We start from the raw sequence: 13,630 nt of genomic DNA on the forward strand, positions 1-13,630 counted from the left end.
GGCAGTGCGAGTACTGGCTGCGATGAGCGGCGGCGTCGACTCCGCGGTCGCCGCCGCCCGCGCGGTGGAAGCCGGGCACGACGTGACCGGCGTGCACCTGGCGCTGTCTGCGAAACCGGGCACGCTGCGCACCGGCGCCCGCGGTTGCTGCACCGTCGAGGACTCCCGCGACGCGCGCCGCGCCGCCGACATCCTCGGAATCCCGTTCTACGTGTGGGATTTCGCGGAGCGGTTCACCGAAGAGGTCATCGAGACGTTCGTCGGCGAGTACGCCGCCGGGCGCACCCCGAACCCCTGCCTCACCTGCAACGAGAAGATCAAGTTCGAGGCGTTGCTGGAGAAGGCGATGGCGCTCGGGTTCGACGCCGTCTGCACCGGCCACTACGCGCGGCTCGTCGTCCTGGACGGTGTGCCGGAGCTGCGCCGCAGCCGCGACGAGGGCAAGGACCAGTCCTACGTACTGGCCTCGTTGACGGCCGAGCAGCTGCGGCATTCGATGTTCCCGCTGGGCGATTCGCTCAAGTCCGAGGTGCGCGCCGAAGCCGAACGCCGCGACCTGGCCGTCGCGCAGAAGCCGGACAGCCACGACATCTGCTTCATCCCCGATGGCGACACCCGCTCCTTCCTGGAGTCCAAGCTCGGGCAGAGCCCCGGGCAGCTCGTGGACGCCGAGACGGGCGCCGTGCTCGGCGAGCACACGGGCGTGCACGGGTTCACCGTCGGGCAGCGCAAGGGCCTCGGCATCGACGCGCCCGCGCCGGACGGGAAACCGCGCTACGTGCTGTCGCTGGAGCCCGTGTCGGGCACCGTGAAGGTCGGTTCCGCCGATCACCTCGGGGTGATGGGGATCGACGCGAAGCGGCCGATCTGGCCGTCCGAGCGGGAACTGGACGGCTCCACCGAGTGCGTCGTGCAGGTGCGGGCGCACGGCGGCACCGCCGGAGCGGTCGCCGAGGTCGCCGACGGCGGCCTGCGCGTCCAGCTCAGCGAGCCGCTGCGCGGCGTCGCACCGGGGCAGGCGATCGTGCTGTACCGCCCGGAACCGGAAGGTGACCTGGTCCTGGGCAGCGGGCTCATCTCCGCGACCCGTTGAGGGGCCTGTCTTCGGTCCGCGGGTAGCGGAACCTCGGCTGCTTCCTGGTCGGGGTAGCGATTTTCGCGCGCGACATTGCCGTCCTCGTGAGGAGGCAGCCGAGAACCCGTCCTTGTGCGCGGGTGGTCGCCGCCCAGCGGCTTCGCCGCTGACAAGACACGGGATCAGGGGTCGATTCTCGGGATTTCCGCCCGCTCGTCAGCGGGTGCGCAGGACCGCTTCCAACTCGTCGAGGGCGCCGAGGGCCTGGCTGTAACCGAACACGTACAGGTTCTTGAACGGGACCCCGCCGGATTCGCGCATGGCGGGCAGGTTCTGGAACGCGCCCTGATCGAGCAGCGCCCGCATCGCCTGGTCCACCTGCCCGTCCGGGTTGACCTGGTAGAACAGCACGCTCGTGTCGTTGAGCACGCCGAGCTGCTCGTAGGACTGCTCCACGGCGCTGCCGGTGCGCCCTTCGGCGGCGGAACCGAAGCGGCACCCGGCCTCGGCGAGCACCACGCCGCTCCACGAGTCCGGCAGGCACAGGTTCCAGCTGCCGGACTTGAAGGAGGCCACCAGGTTGAACCGGGTGCGTTCCAGCGCGGCGGCGTAGGTCCGGCGGATCTCCGCGGCGCGCTGCAGGTAGCGGTCCCGGAGCCGGTTCATCGGCTCGGGCCGGTTGACGATGTCCGCGGCCTGCAACGCCATCTCCTGCCACTCACCCGAAACGCGGGAGGTCAGGATCACCGTCGGGGCGATGCCGGTGAGCTGTTCGTAGGTGCTGCCGCCGCTGAGCGTGAACGCGCTGTTGCCGATGATCAGATCGGGGCGCACGGAGAGCACCCGTTCGAACTCGGGCTGGTAGCCGCCGACCCGCGGCAGCGCGCGGTAGGTGTCGATGTGCTCCGCGGGCATCCAGTCGTCGAGGTCGTCGACGGTCGCCGCCGGGCGGATGCCCACGTCGAGCAGCGCGATCGTCGCGTACTGGTCGAGGCACACGACGCGCTGGGGGTCCGCGGGGATGTCGACCGGACCCTGGTGGGTCTCGACGCGGCGAGTCGGCCCCTCGGGCTTGGCCCCGCCTGCTCCGCCTCCGGCGCACCCCGCGACGCCCAGCGCCGCGAACGCCGTCGCGGCTTGCAACAGGCCCCGGCGGGAGAGTGCGGATGTCCCGGACAGCGGCATGGGAGTACTCCTTCGCAGAACCGGCGGCGCCCGAGCGGGTGACACCGAAAGGCGGTAAGCATGGTTAGCCTAACCTACGGTGCGCATCCCGCCCTCCGGTCCTTCCGACGGCGCAGCCGATAATGGACGAGTGAGTGACGCAGCGTGGAACCCCGGCATCGTGACCGCCCTCGGATCGATGCCTGGAACGGACCCCTTGGAGGCCGCTCGCATCGTCCTGGGTGAGCTGCCCGGCTTGATGCCGTTCCCGGAGCTGCCCGCGCGCGGCGTGGGCGCAGACATGCTCGGCCGCACCGCCGGGCTGCTCGTGGACCTCGCCGTGGAGGTCGTGCCCTCCGGCTACCGCGTCGCGGGAAAGCCGGGCCGGGATCATCGCCGGGCGCTGGACCTGCTGCGCTGGGACCTCGACGCGGTGGAGCAGGCCGTGGCCGAGGCGGGCGCTCCGCAGGCGGTGAAGGTGCAGGCGGCGGGGCCGTGGACGCTCGCGGCGGGCATCGAGCTGGAACGCGGCCACCGGGTGCTCACCGATCCCGGCGCGCTGCGGGACTTCGCGGAGTCGCTCACCGAAGGGCTCCGCGCGCACGCCGCGCAGGTCGCGGCACGAACCGGCGCTCCGGTGGTGGTGCAGCTCGACGAGCCGTCGCTGCCCGCGGTGCTCGCCGGGAGCCTGCCCACTCCGTCCGGTTACGGGCGGGTGGCCGCAGTGCCGGAACCGGAGGCGCAGAGCCTGCTGGGCGAGGTGATCGGGTCCCTGGAAGCGGCCACGGGCGCTCCGGTGCTGGTGCACTGCTGCGCGGACCGCCCGCCGGTGCGGCTGCTGCGCGGCGCAGGAGCGGGAACGGTGGCGCTGGACGCGACCCGGCTCGGCTCGGTGACGGGTGCGCTGGCCGACGAACTCGGCGAAGCATGGGAGGAAGGCACCCGGCTGCTGCTGGGCCTCGTGCCCGGCCTCGCTCCGGAGGACCGCCCCGATGTGCGGGAACTGGCCCGGCCGGGCCTGGACCTGGCGGCACGGCTGGGGTTCGCGCCGAAGGCGCTGCTGGAGCGCAGCGCGGTGAGCCCGGCCTGCGGTCTCGCGGGAGCCTCGCCGGAGTGGGCGCGGCGAGCGTTGTCGCTGGCGAAGGACGTCACCGAGGTGTTCGCCGAGGCGGCGCACCGCTAGCCGCAACGAACTTCACCCGGGATTTCAAGATCATTATGTCCCGTTCGCGTCACCTGAATATCCCAACGATGGTAAGAAACCAGACGTGTCGAACACCGGGGAAGTCGAGCGGTTCGGATGGGTGCACCGCAGCACCGTCCAGGACGCGGCGTGCCTGACCTTCGTGCGCGGCACCGACCTCGATCGGCTCGCGCAGCGCTTCGGCGCGATCACCGAGCACGCGCGCACCCTCGACTTCGACGAGTACTGCGAGGAAGCGTTCGCGCACCAGGATCGGTACCCCGTGATCGGTCTGCGCAGCGTCGGGGAGTGGACGCTGATCGCCGAGGACGGCGGCTTCCAAGGCAGCAGGCCGGAAGTGCTGCGCCGCGTCAGCCACCGCACCGAGGCCGTCTCGGCCTTCTGGAACGTCAACGGCCTCACCCAGCTCTCGCACGCCGTCGACGAGGAGCTGCGCACCTCGTTCGAGCCCCTGATGCCCGCCTTCCGGCACGGCACTCGCCCGAACGGGCTGGAGGAGATCCGCGCGGGCCTTCCTTGGCCGGGCGTCGAAGACCGGGGTGCGAACACGATCAACCTGATGCTGGCGCTGGCGGCGCGGATCACCGGCGAGCCGCTGACGCCGGAGTGGTTCGACGGTGATTTCGCCACCTACCCCGTCGCGTCCTGGCCGCTGGACCTGCCGGGCTCGCCGGAGACGCTGCTCGACGAAGTGGGGCTGGACCAGGTCGGCATCAGGTTCGACGCCGACGACCTGGAAGCGGATTCCGACGCACTGCTCGACGCGGTGCGCCGAGCAGGCCCCGTGCGGTGCAGGCGGGCGGCGGCGAGCGTGGCGCGGCACGTGCTCGACCTCACCGCGGGCCACGACCAGCTGGTGGTCGCCGAAACGTTGTGCGCGCTGGAGAGCGGAGCCGAACCCGACGCCACGGCCATCGGCGAAGTGGTGCGCCTGCAGCGGTGGGAACTGCACCGGCGTCCGGTGACCAGCGCGGAACGTTCCAGGGTGCGGGCGCTGGAAGTGCTGCGGCAGGCCACGAACCGCGATCCGCTGACCGGGTTGCTCGGGGCGCTCGCCGAGGCGGGCCGGCTGCGAGTCGAACGGGGCGACCTCACCGACCTCGTCACGGCCGCTTTGGCGTAGGTGCCCCTTCGAACGACCGGCGAAGGTGCCCGGTCGCGGAACCTCAGCCGCTTCGGCCCCGTCCCCTTCGCCCTATGGCACCGGGTCAAAGGGGCCGTTCACGCCGGCGCAGGAACCGGCTGAACGTCCGCTCTGACCGGTGGGACGGGGCGAAAGGGCCGATCACCTCGGCTCCGCGGCGATCTGGCGGAACGGCCGCGACGGGCGCGGCGGGACCTGCACAATGAACGCATGTTGAAGTTCTTCCGCCGCAGCACCGCCCGAGCCGACGCAGCACCGGAAGAGGTCGACGTGACCGCGCAAGCGCGGACGCGGGCGGAGGCGTTCTGGCGGCGCTGGGAGGAACTGCTGCCCGAGGTGGCGGCGGCGCTCGGCGAGAGCATGCCCCAGCGCGTCGATCACGACCTGGCCGAGGCCGTGGCGGCGGTGCACCCGGATCTGACGTTCTCCATCGAACAGGGCGAACGCGCCGTCTACGCGCTGGTCGTCAGCGGCCAGGCCGACCCGGAGGTGCGGCCTTACACGGACGCGTGGCTGGCGGCGGCGCCCAAACCCGACGCGTTGTTCGAGTACCACGACGCGGTGCCGCCGGTGCCGGATCCGACGCAGGTCACGGTGAACTTGCGCGGTGAGAGCTACCCGCTGGCCGACGTGCGGGTGTTCGCCCAGGTCGACGCGGCGGAAGGGCTGGTCGACGTTGCCGTGTACCACCCGTTGTTCGCCGGGATGGAGTCCGCGGCGCTGTCCGCGCTGACCTTCCTGCCGTTGGACGCCACGCTCGGCGAGCGGCTCGCGGCGGACCGGCTCGGCAGGGTGGAGTCGGCGGAGCAGGAGCCGCAGGGCGCGATCGGGCTGCTGGAGTTCCGGGAGCTGGTGCGCACCTTCGACGCGGCGGGCGAGGCGGACTCGTCGGAGGCGCGGCCTTCCGGTGGAGCGGGAACCGCTTCGGGCGACTCTGCGTGATCTCCGGTTCCATCCGGACCGGCGAGCCGTGCCGCCGGAGCCCGGTCGCCGAGCGCGCACGGTGAGGACCGCCTCGGGCAGCGCCACCGGATACGGGCCGGACCGTCCTGTACCAGGTGGCGTCGGCCGCGACGGACTGCGTGGTGATCCGCGCGAGCTGTCGGGGGCGCTGGTTAGGCTCAAGACGTGACCAGCAAGAACCGCGCCGGTGCGGCCTCCGGCGAGAAGACCGGCCCCGACGCCGCCGAACCCGCCTCGGGTCAGCCCGCCTCGACCGAGCCTGAGCAGGCCGAAGCCGCCCGCTCGGCCGCAGCCGCGCGCTCCGAGGAGGACGCCGAGCTGCCCGGTGACCCCGCCGTCGGGCAGGCGGAGGGGGTGGAGGACGTGCCCGCCGAGGTCCGCGAGCGCTACGGGGCGCTGGCCGAAGAGGTTCGCGGGCACCAGTTCCGCTACTACGTGCTCGATTCGCCCACGATCGCCGACTCCGAGTTCGACGAGCTGTTCGCCGAACTCCAGCGCCTCGAATCCGAGCATCCGGCGCTGCGCGATCCGGACTCGCCGACGCAGGTCGTCGGCGGCACCTTCTCCACCGAGTTCACCGCCGTGGACCACTTGGAGCGGATGCTCAGCCTGGACAACGCCTTCGACACCGACGAGTTCCGCGCCTGGGTGGATCGGGTGGAACGCGAGGTCGGCTCGGAGGCGCACTACCTCTGCGAGCTCAAGATCGACGGGCTGGCGATCAACCTGCTCTACCGCGACGGCAAGCTGGATCGCGCGCTCACCCGCGGCGACGGCCGCACCGGCGAGGACGTGACGCTCAACGTCCGCACGATGGGCGACGTGCCCACCGAGCTGCACGGCAGCGACGAGTATCCGGTGCCGAAACTGGTCGAGGTGCGCGGCGAGGTGTTCTTCCGGGTCGAGGAGTTCGCCGAGCTCAACGCGGCACTGGTGGACGCGGGCAAATCGCCGTTCGCGAATCCGCGCAACGCCGCCGCCGGATCGCTGCGGCAGAAGGACCCGAGGGTGACCCGCAGGCGTCCGCTGCGGTTGATCTGCCACGGCCTCGGCAAGCGGGAGGGTTTCGAGCCGGCCAGGCAGTCCGATTCCTACGCCGCCCTCAAGGCCTGGGGCCTGCCGGTGTCCCGGCACACCCGCGTGCTGTCCGATGTGGACGAGATCGTGGAGCACATCCGGTACTGGGGCGAGAACCGGGACACCGCCGAGCACGAGATCGACGGCGTGGTGGTGAAGGTCGATGAGGTCGCGCTGCAACGCAGGCTCGGCACGACGTCCCGGGCGCCGCGATGGTCCATCGCCTACAAGTACCCGCCGGAGCAGGCGACCACGACGCTGCGCGACATCAAGGTCAACGTGGGCCGGACCGGCCGCGTCACGCCGTACGCGGAGATGGAGCCGGTGAAGGTCGCCGGGTCCACGGTCTCCATGGCGACCCTGCACAACTCCGACGAGGTGCGCCGCAAGGGCGTGCTCATCGGCGACCGCGTGGTCATCCGCAAGGCCGGGGACGTGATCCCGGAGGTGCTCGGTCCGGTCGTGGACGTTCGCGACGGCGCCGAGCGCGATTTCGTGATGCCCACGGAATGCCCGGAGTGCGGCTTCACGCTGTCGCGGCAGAAGGAGGGCGACGTCGACATCCGTTGCCCGAATTCGCGTTCGTGCCCCGCGCAGCTGCGGGAACGCCTGTTCCACCTGGCCGGTCGGGGCGCCTTCGACATCGAGGCGATGGGGTACGAGTCGGCGGTCGCGCTGCTGTCCTCCGGGGTGCTGGTGGACGAGGGCGACGTGTTCGACCTCGACGAGCGGCAGCTGCTGGAGACGGAGCTGTTCCGCACCAAGGAGGGCAACCTCTCCGCCAACGGGGCGAAGCTGCTCAAGAATCTGGCGGCCGCCAGGGAAAAGCCGCTGTGGCGGGTGCTGGTGGCGTTGTCCATCCGCCATGTGGGGCCGACCGCGGCGCAGGCGCTGGCGCGGGAGTTCGGTTCGCTGGAACGCATCGAGGACGCGGCGGAGAAGGACATCGCCGCCGTCGACGGCGTGGGTCCCACCATCGCCGCCGCGGTCCGCGAGTGGTTCGAGGTGGGCTGGCACCGCGAAGTGGTCCGCAAGTGGCGTACGGCCGGGGTGCGGATGGCCGACGAGCAGGACGACTCGGTGCCGCGCACGCTCACCGGTCTGTCCATTGTGGTCACCGGGTCGCTGGAGACGTACTCCCGCGACGAAGCCAAGGAGTTCATCATGGCCCGCGGCGGCCGCGCCGCCGGTTCGGTGTCGAAGAAGACCGCGTTCGTGGTCGTCGGCGACGCACCTGGGTCCAAGTACGACAAGGCCGTGCAGCTCAAGGTCCCCGTCCTCGACGAGAGCGGTTTCCGCGTCCTGCTCGAACAAGGCCCGGAAGCCGCGACCGAGGCCGCCCTCGACACCGGAGCCCCCGTCGAGGAGTGAGCCTCCCGGCGAACGGGCTGCACCCGGCCGGGATCTCTCGGCGGCCCTTCGTGTTCTCGCGGGCCGAATTCGGGAATCGGGTGAGCTCGGCCTCGCCCGCTGGAAGGATCACCGGCGTGATCAGAACGCGGGCGGTGCGGCTGGACGAGTGCGCTGCGGTGGGGGAGTTGACCGTGCGGGCCTTCGTGGACGGCGGGCACCTCGCCGCGGACGACGAGTACGAGCAGGTGCTGAGCGACGTCGCCGGTCGGGTGGCGCAGGCGGAGGTTCTGGTGGCCGTCGACGGCGCGGAGCTGCTCGGCTCGGTGACCGTCGTGCGGCCGGACGAGACCTACGCGCAGCTGTGCGGGCCGGGCGAGCTGGAATTCCGGATGCTGGCCGTGCACCCGGACCACGCCGGTCGAGGGGCCGGGCGTGCGCTGGTGCGCGCGGTGCTGGACCGGGCGCGGGCCGAAGGGCGCACGCGGGTGCTGCTCAGCACCCTGGATTCGATGGAGACCGCCCGGCGGCTCTACCTCGGCCTGGGTTTCGGCCGCCTCCCGGAACTCGATCGCACGCTCCCGGTCGGTGCGATCGTGCGGGCGATGTCCCGCAGCGTGAGCTGACCGGGCAGCCCGAACGCCGACCCGGCCGCTTCCGCCGGGAGGTCACCGGCTGCGCAGATCCTCCGGAACGGACTTCTCAGCCGTCCAGGACGACCGAGACGATGCCTGCCAGGTGCGCCAGTCGCGCCACTTCCGCCGCGCGGAACATGGGGCCGCCGGGGCGACCTGCCAACAGCACGCGGTCGGGCTTGCCGATCGGCGTCGCGGCCAGTTCCGTGCCCAGCTCCTGCCAGGTCTCCGGCACCCAGAGCTCGTCGCCGTCGAGGATGGTGGCCCGCGGTAGCGGTAACCACGGCAGTTCGAGGTAGCCCTGCTGCGGGGCCGAGGAACTCGCGGCGAGCTGCTCGGCGCCGCCCGAGTGGTGTCCGAACACGATCGCCCAGCCCGATCGAATGATCTTCGGGACGCCTTCGGCGAAGATCTGCAGGCCGTTGCCGGGTTCGGCGGCGATGTCCTCCACGAGCTCCAGCTCGCGGTGGGTGTCCAGCACGCCGGCGTAGGGGCGGACCGCGTCGACCTCAACGCCGTCGACCGACTCGGCGGCGGTGATCAGGATGTCCGGCAGCCTGCCCGAGGGCAGTTCCACCACCATGTCGTCGATCGCCACGTCACCGCCGCGCTCCACGACGTCGACGCTGAGGATGTCGGCGCCGATCTCGCCCAACGCGGAGGCCACCGCGCCGAGCACGCCCGGACGGTCCGGTATCTGCACCCGGATCAGGAAGGACACCGGACTCAACGCCTCCAGCTTCGTGCGCGGCACCTTGCCGTCCGCGCTCCCCGCGCCGCACGGCCGCACACGGAGGCCACCGTGCGCCCGGCAGGCGGGGCAAATTGTGGCAGACACCGCAGCCTATCGGTGAGACCGGCGTTCGTGTAGTGGAACGACCGGGCCGCCATCGCTGGTCCCGGGTGTTTCGGCGTCGCACCGAGCGGCGTCCCGGACTGCGGAACCGCACCGGCCGAGAGCACGCCTGGCGATCCCGCCGCTTGGGACATCGGAGGCCGTCTCCACCGGCCGGACCGGCCCGTCCACATCACGGGAGCCGCACGTCGCCGGCCGACAGGTGACGCGGGGAATCCCTACGGCGCCCCGCAGCGGCCGCTTCGCGCGGGCCGCCGAGCCGACCATTGGGGCACGGGGGAAGGAGAGGTGGACGGTCACCGGAGAAGCGGGGGCGGTGACCGTCCACCCGCGCCGAAACGAACCGCGAAACCCGGCGGCGGCGAAGCGCCGAGCCGAACCCGCGACGCCGCGAACCCCGCCGCCGACACGTCGGTTCGCCCCCTGAACGGGCACATGCGGGCTCCGCAATAGACTGAGGTCTAACCGTGATACCGGACATGACCAGGGAGCCTTCGTAGTGTCCAAGATCTCCCGCGACGAGGTCGCGCACCTCGCCGGCCTGGCCAGGCTGGCGGTCACCGAACAGGAGCTCGACACCTTCGCCGGGCAGCTCGACGTGATCCTGGAATCGGTGGCGAGGGTGGGTGAGGTCGCCGCGGATGACATTCCGCCGACCTCCCACGCGGTGCCGGTGACGAACGTGTTCCGCGATGACGTGGTGCGGCCCAGCCTGCCGCGCGAGGCGGCACTGGACGGTGCGCCCGCGGCGGAGGACAACCGGTTCCGCGTTCCGCGGATCCTGAGTGAGGAGGCGTGATGACTTCGACCGCGACCGGAGGTGACTCGGCCCTGACCGGCCTGTCCGCCGCCGACCTCGCCGCCCGGCTGTCCGCGGGCGAGGTGACCTCCGTGGAGGCCACCCAGGCCCACCTGGACCGCATCGCGGCCGTGGACGGCACCGTGCACTCCTTCCTGCACGTCGACGAGCAGGGCGCGCTGGCCGCGGCCCGGCAGGCCGACGAGGACCGCTCCGCCGGCAAGGCGGCCTCGCCGCTGGCGGGCGTTCCGCTGGCGCTCAAGGACGTGTTCGCCACCAGCGACATGCCCACGACCTGCGGGTCGAAGATGCTGGAAGGCTGGCGGCCGCCGTACGACGCGACGGTGACGCGGCGGCTGCGCGAAGCGGGCGTCGTCATCCTCGGCAAGACCAACATGGACGAGTTCGCGATGGGTTCGTCCACTGAGAACTCCGCGTACGGCCCGACGCGCAACCCGTGGAACACCGACCGCATTCCCGGCGGTTCCGGCGGCGGTTCCTCGGCGGCGCTGGCCGCGTTCGAGGCGCCGCTGGCGATCGGCACCGACACCGGCGGCTCCATCCGCCAGCCCGGCGCGGTCACCGGCACCGTCGGCGTGAAGCCGACCTACGGCGGCGTGTCCCGCTACGGCCTGGTCGCGTTCTCGTCCTCGCTGGACCAGCCCGGCCCGTGCGCGCGCACGGTGCTGGACGCGGCGCTGCTGCACGAGGTGATCGCCGGGCACGACCCGATGGACTCCACCTCGATCAGCGGCGCGGTGCCGCAGGTCGTCGCGGCGGCCCGTGAAGGCGCCGCCGGTGACCTGACCGGGGTCAAGGTCGGCGTGGTCCGCGAGTTCGCGGGCGACGGCTACCAGCCGGGCGTGGAGCGCTCGTTCCGTGCCGCCGTCGAGCAGCTCTCGAAGCTGGGCGCGGAGGTCGTGGAGGTCTCCTGCCCGCACTTCGAGTACGCGATGGGCGCCTACTACCTGATCGCGCCGAGCGAGTGCTCCTCGAACCTGGCCCGGTTCGACGCGATGCGCTTCGGCCTGCGCGTCGGCGACGACGGCTCGCACAGCGCCGAAGAGGTCATGTCGCTGACCCGCGAGGCCGGGTTCGGCCCCGAGGTGAAGCGCCGCATCATGCTCGGCACCTACGCGCTGTCCTCCGGCTACTACGACGCCTACTACGGCCAGGCGCAGAAGGTCCGGACGCTGATCACCCGCGACTTCGCCGCCGCGTTCGAGCAGGTGGACGTGCTGGTGTCGCCGACGACGCCGACCACGGCGTTCGAGATCGGTGAGCGCACCGAGGATCCGCTGGCGATGTACCTCGCCGACCTGTGCACCATCCCGTCGAACCTGGCGGGCAACGCCGCCATGAGCGTCCCCAGCGGACTGTCCGATGAGGACGATCTTCCGGTGGGGCTGCAGATCATGGCCCCGGCGCTGGCCGACGACCGGCTTTACCGTGTCGGCGCGGCCTACGAGACCGCCCGCGACGCCGCCCAGGGCGGCCCGCTGCTCGACCGTGTCCCCGCTCTGGAGGTGGCGTGATGAACTCGAAGCTCAAGGCAGTGTTCCAGCTCGCGTCGGTGATTTCGGCGGCCTTCGGGCTGCGCGCGAGCCTGCGCGACGCGAAGGCGAACAACGACCGGCTCGCGATGGCCGACTCGATCATCACCGCGCTGGGCCTGATCACAGGCACCGCGCTGGCGATCCGCACCCTGCGCAAGGGGGATGACGGCAAGTGACCGCGGTCGCCGAGATCATGGACTACGACGAGGTCCTGGAGCGGTTCGACCCCGTTCTCGGCCTCGAGGTGCACGTGGAGCTGTCCACGGCCACCAAGATGTTCTGCGGGTGCGCCAACGAGTTCGGCGCCGAGCCGAACACGCAGGTGTGCCCGGTGTGCCTGGGCTTGCCCGGGGCGCTGCCGGTCGTCAACGGCAAGGCGGTGGAGTCGGCGATCCGCATCGGGCTGGCGCTGAACTGCCAGGTCGCCGAGTGGTGCCGGTTCGCGCGGAAGAACTACTTCTACCCGGACCAGCCGAAGAACTTCCAGACCTCGCAGTACGACGAGCCGATCGTCTTCGACGGTCACCTCGACGTGGTGCTCGACGACGGCGAGACGTTCCGCGTCGACATCGAGCGGGCGCACATGGAAGAGGACACCGGCAAGTCGCTGCACGTCGGCGGGGCCACCGGCCGCATCCACGGCGCCGAGCACTCGCTGCTCGACTACAACCGGGCGGGCGTGCCGCTGGTGGAGATCGTCACCAAGCCGATCGTCGGCGCCGGTGAGCGTGCTCCCGAGGTGGCTCGGGCGTACGTGGCGGCGCTGCGGGATCTGCTGCGGTCGCTGGACGTGTCGGACGTGCGGATGGACCAGGGCTCGCTGCGCTGCGACGCGAACGTGTCGCTGATGCCGAAGGGCACGAGCGAGTTCGGCACCCGCACCGAGACGAAGAACGTGAACTCGCTGCGCAGCGTGGAGCGCGCGGTGCGCTTCGAGATGCGCAGGCACGCGGCGGTGCTGACCTCCGGCGGCGAGATCCGCCAGGAGACCCGGCACTTCGACGAGTCGAGCGCGACGACCTCGGCGGGCCGCAAGAAGGAGACCTCCGAGGACTACCGGTACTTCCCGGAGCCGGACCTGGTGCCGATCGCGCCGTCCCGCGAGTGGGTCGAGGAGCTGTCCAAGACGCTGCCCGAACTGCCGTGGGAGCGCCGCAAGCGCATCCAGGACGAGTGGAAGCTCTCCGACGAGGAGCTGCGCGACCTGGTCAACGCCGGGGCGCTCGACCTCGTCGCGTCCACTGTGGACGCCGGTGCGCCCGCGGCGGAGGCGCGTTCCTGGTGGGTCGCCTACCTGTCGCAGCAGGCCAACACGCGCGGCGTGGAACTCACCGAACTGGCCATCACGCCCGCGCAGCTGGCACGGGTCATCGCGCTGGTCAGCGAGGGCAAGCTGACGAACAAGCTGGCCCGCCAGGTCGTCGACGGCGTGCTCGACGGCCAGGGCGAACCCGACGAGGTCGTCGCCGCGCAGGGCCTGGAGGTCGTCTCGGACGACTCCGCGCTGCAGGCCGCGATCGACGAGGCGCTGGCCGCGCAGCCGGACGTGGCGGACAAGATCCGCGGCGGCAAGGTGCAGGCCGCCGGCGCGGTCGTCGGCGCGGTCATGAAGGCCACCGGCGGCAAGGCCGACGCGAAGCGGGTCCGCGAGCTCATCCTCGCCGCCTGCGGCCAGTGACCCGGCTCGGCTGATCGGACCTCCCGTCCCGTTCGCGGGGCGGGAGGTCTTCGCATTTCCGGTCCGCCGAGCCTCCGGAGCGGTGTCGTCGGCGGTCCCCGCCGGACGCGTGCTGGAACGAGCCTGGGA

Annotated in this window: 12 protein-coding genes; 10 read left to right on the forward strand and 2 right to left on the reverse strand. The window is 71.6% G+C overall.

All coding sequences use genetic code 11. The features are described 5' to 3' along the window. Positions 1-4 precede the first annotated feature (4 nt). Positions 5-1,093: a tRNA 2-thiouridine(34) synthase MnmA gene (gene mnmA, locus H2Q94_RS05120; protein ID WP_243792560.1), complete on the forward strand. Its 1,089-nt coding sequence runs from the start codon at positions 5-7 to the stop codon at positions 1,091-1,093. 198 nt (positions 1,094-1,291) lie between these two features. On the opposite strand, the gene H2Q94_RS05125 is transcribed toward mnmA, so the two are convergent. Beyond that, a complete protein-coding gene (locus tag H2Q94_RS05125; protein ID WP_243792562.1) occupies positions 1,292-2,260 on the reverse strand; it encodes an ABC transporter substrate-binding protein in 969 nt (322 codons plus the stop codon). Positions 2,261-2,390: 130 nt separating this feature from the next. Between H2Q94_RS05125 and H2Q94_RS05130 the strand changes: the two genes are divergently transcribed. From H2Q94_RS05130 to H2Q94_RS05150, 5 genes are all read left to right on the forward strand, one after another. Next, on the forward strand, positions 2,391-3,422 hold the full coding sequence (locus H2Q94_RS05130; protein ID WP_243792564.1) for a methionine synthase: 1,032 nt from the start codon (positions 2,391-2,393) through the stop codon (positions 3,420-3,422). Positions 3,423-3,507: 85 nt separating this feature from the next. Further along, entirely contained in the window at positions 3,508-4,566 is a 1,059-nt protein-coding gene (locus H2Q94_RS05135) for a DUF6461 domain-containing protein (RefSeq protein WP_243792566.1), read from the forward strand. Positions 4,567-4,797: 231 nt separating this feature from the next. Further along, positions 4,798-5,529, forward strand: a complete 732-nt coding sequence (locus H2Q94_RS05140) for a hypothetical protein (protein WP_243792569.1) — start codon at positions 4,798-4,800, stop codon at positions 5,527-5,529. A 339-nt stretch (positions 5,530-5,868) separates the two neighbouring features. Then, positions 5,869-7,998 carry an NAD-dependent DNA ligase LigA gene (gene ligA / locus H2Q94_RS05145; protein WP_243795542.1) on the forward strand — a complete coding sequence of 710 codons (2,130 nt, stop codon included), beginning with the start codon at positions 5,869-5,871 and terminating at the stop codon, positions 7,996-7,998. A gap of 116 nt (positions 7,999-8,114) precedes the next feature. Further along, positions 8,115-8,603 carry a GNAT family N-acetyltransferase gene (locus tag H2Q94_RS05150; RefSeq protein ID WP_243792572.1) on the forward strand — a complete coding sequence of 163 codons (489 nt, stop codon included), beginning with the start codon at positions 8,115-8,117 and terminating at the stop codon, positions 8,601-8,603. A 76-nt stretch (positions 8,604-8,679) separates the two neighbouring features. Here the strand turns inward: H2Q94_RS05150 and H2Q94_RS05155 are convergent, their stop codons facing one another. Continuing rightward, the gene (locus H2Q94_RS05155) at positions 8,680-9,333 is read right to left on the reverse strand and encodes an ACT domain-containing protein (protein ID WP_243795544.1); all 654 of its coding nucleotides are present in this window, start codon (positions 9,331-9,333) and stop codon (positions 8,680-8,682) included. Positions 9,334-9,967: 634 nt separating this feature from the next. On the opposite strand from H2Q94_RS05155, the gene gatC reads away from it, so the two are divergent. The 4 genes from gatC to gatB are packed head-to-tail and all read left to right on the forward strand — an operon-like array spanning position 9,968 to position 13,501. Then, entirely contained in the window at positions 9,968-10,267 is a 300-nt protein-coding gene (gene gatC, locus H2Q94_RS05160) for an Asp-tRNA(Asn)/Glu-tRNA(Gln) amidotransferase subunit GatC (protein ID WP_184481933.1), read from the forward strand. Continuing rightward, positions 10,267-11,802, forward strand: coding sequence for an Asp-tRNA(Asn)/Glu-tRNA(Gln) amidotransferase subunit GatA (gatA, locus tag H2Q94_RS05165; protein ID WP_243792574.1), 1,536 nt, complete (start codon positions 10,267-10,269; stop codon positions 11,800-11,802). The genes gatC and gatA overlap by 1 nt, the downstream gene beginning before the upstream one ends. Then, positions 11,802-11,999, forward strand: coding sequence for a hypothetical protein (locus tag H2Q94_RS05170; protein WP_243792576.1), 198 nt, complete (start codon positions 11,802-11,804; stop codon positions 11,997-11,999). The genes gatA and H2Q94_RS05170 overlap by 1 nt, the downstream gene beginning before the upstream one ends. Continuing rightward, on the forward strand, positions 11,996-13,501 hold the full coding sequence (gene gatB / locus H2Q94_RS05175) for an Asp-tRNA(Asn)/Glu-tRNA(Gln) amidotransferase subunit GatB (protein ID WP_243792578.1): 1,506 nt from the start codon (positions 11,996-11,998) through the stop codon (positions 13,499-13,501). Before H2Q94_RS05170 ends, gatB begins: the two co-directional genes overlap by 4 nt. Positions 13,502-13,630: the final 129 nt, after the last annotated feature.

The organism is Saccharopolyspora gloriosae (genome assembly GCF_022828475.1).
GTDB classification, from domain to species: domain Bacteria; phylum Actinomycetota; class Actinomycetes; order Mycobacteriales; family Pseudonocardiaceae; genus Saccharopolyspora_C; species Saccharopolyspora_C gloriosae_A.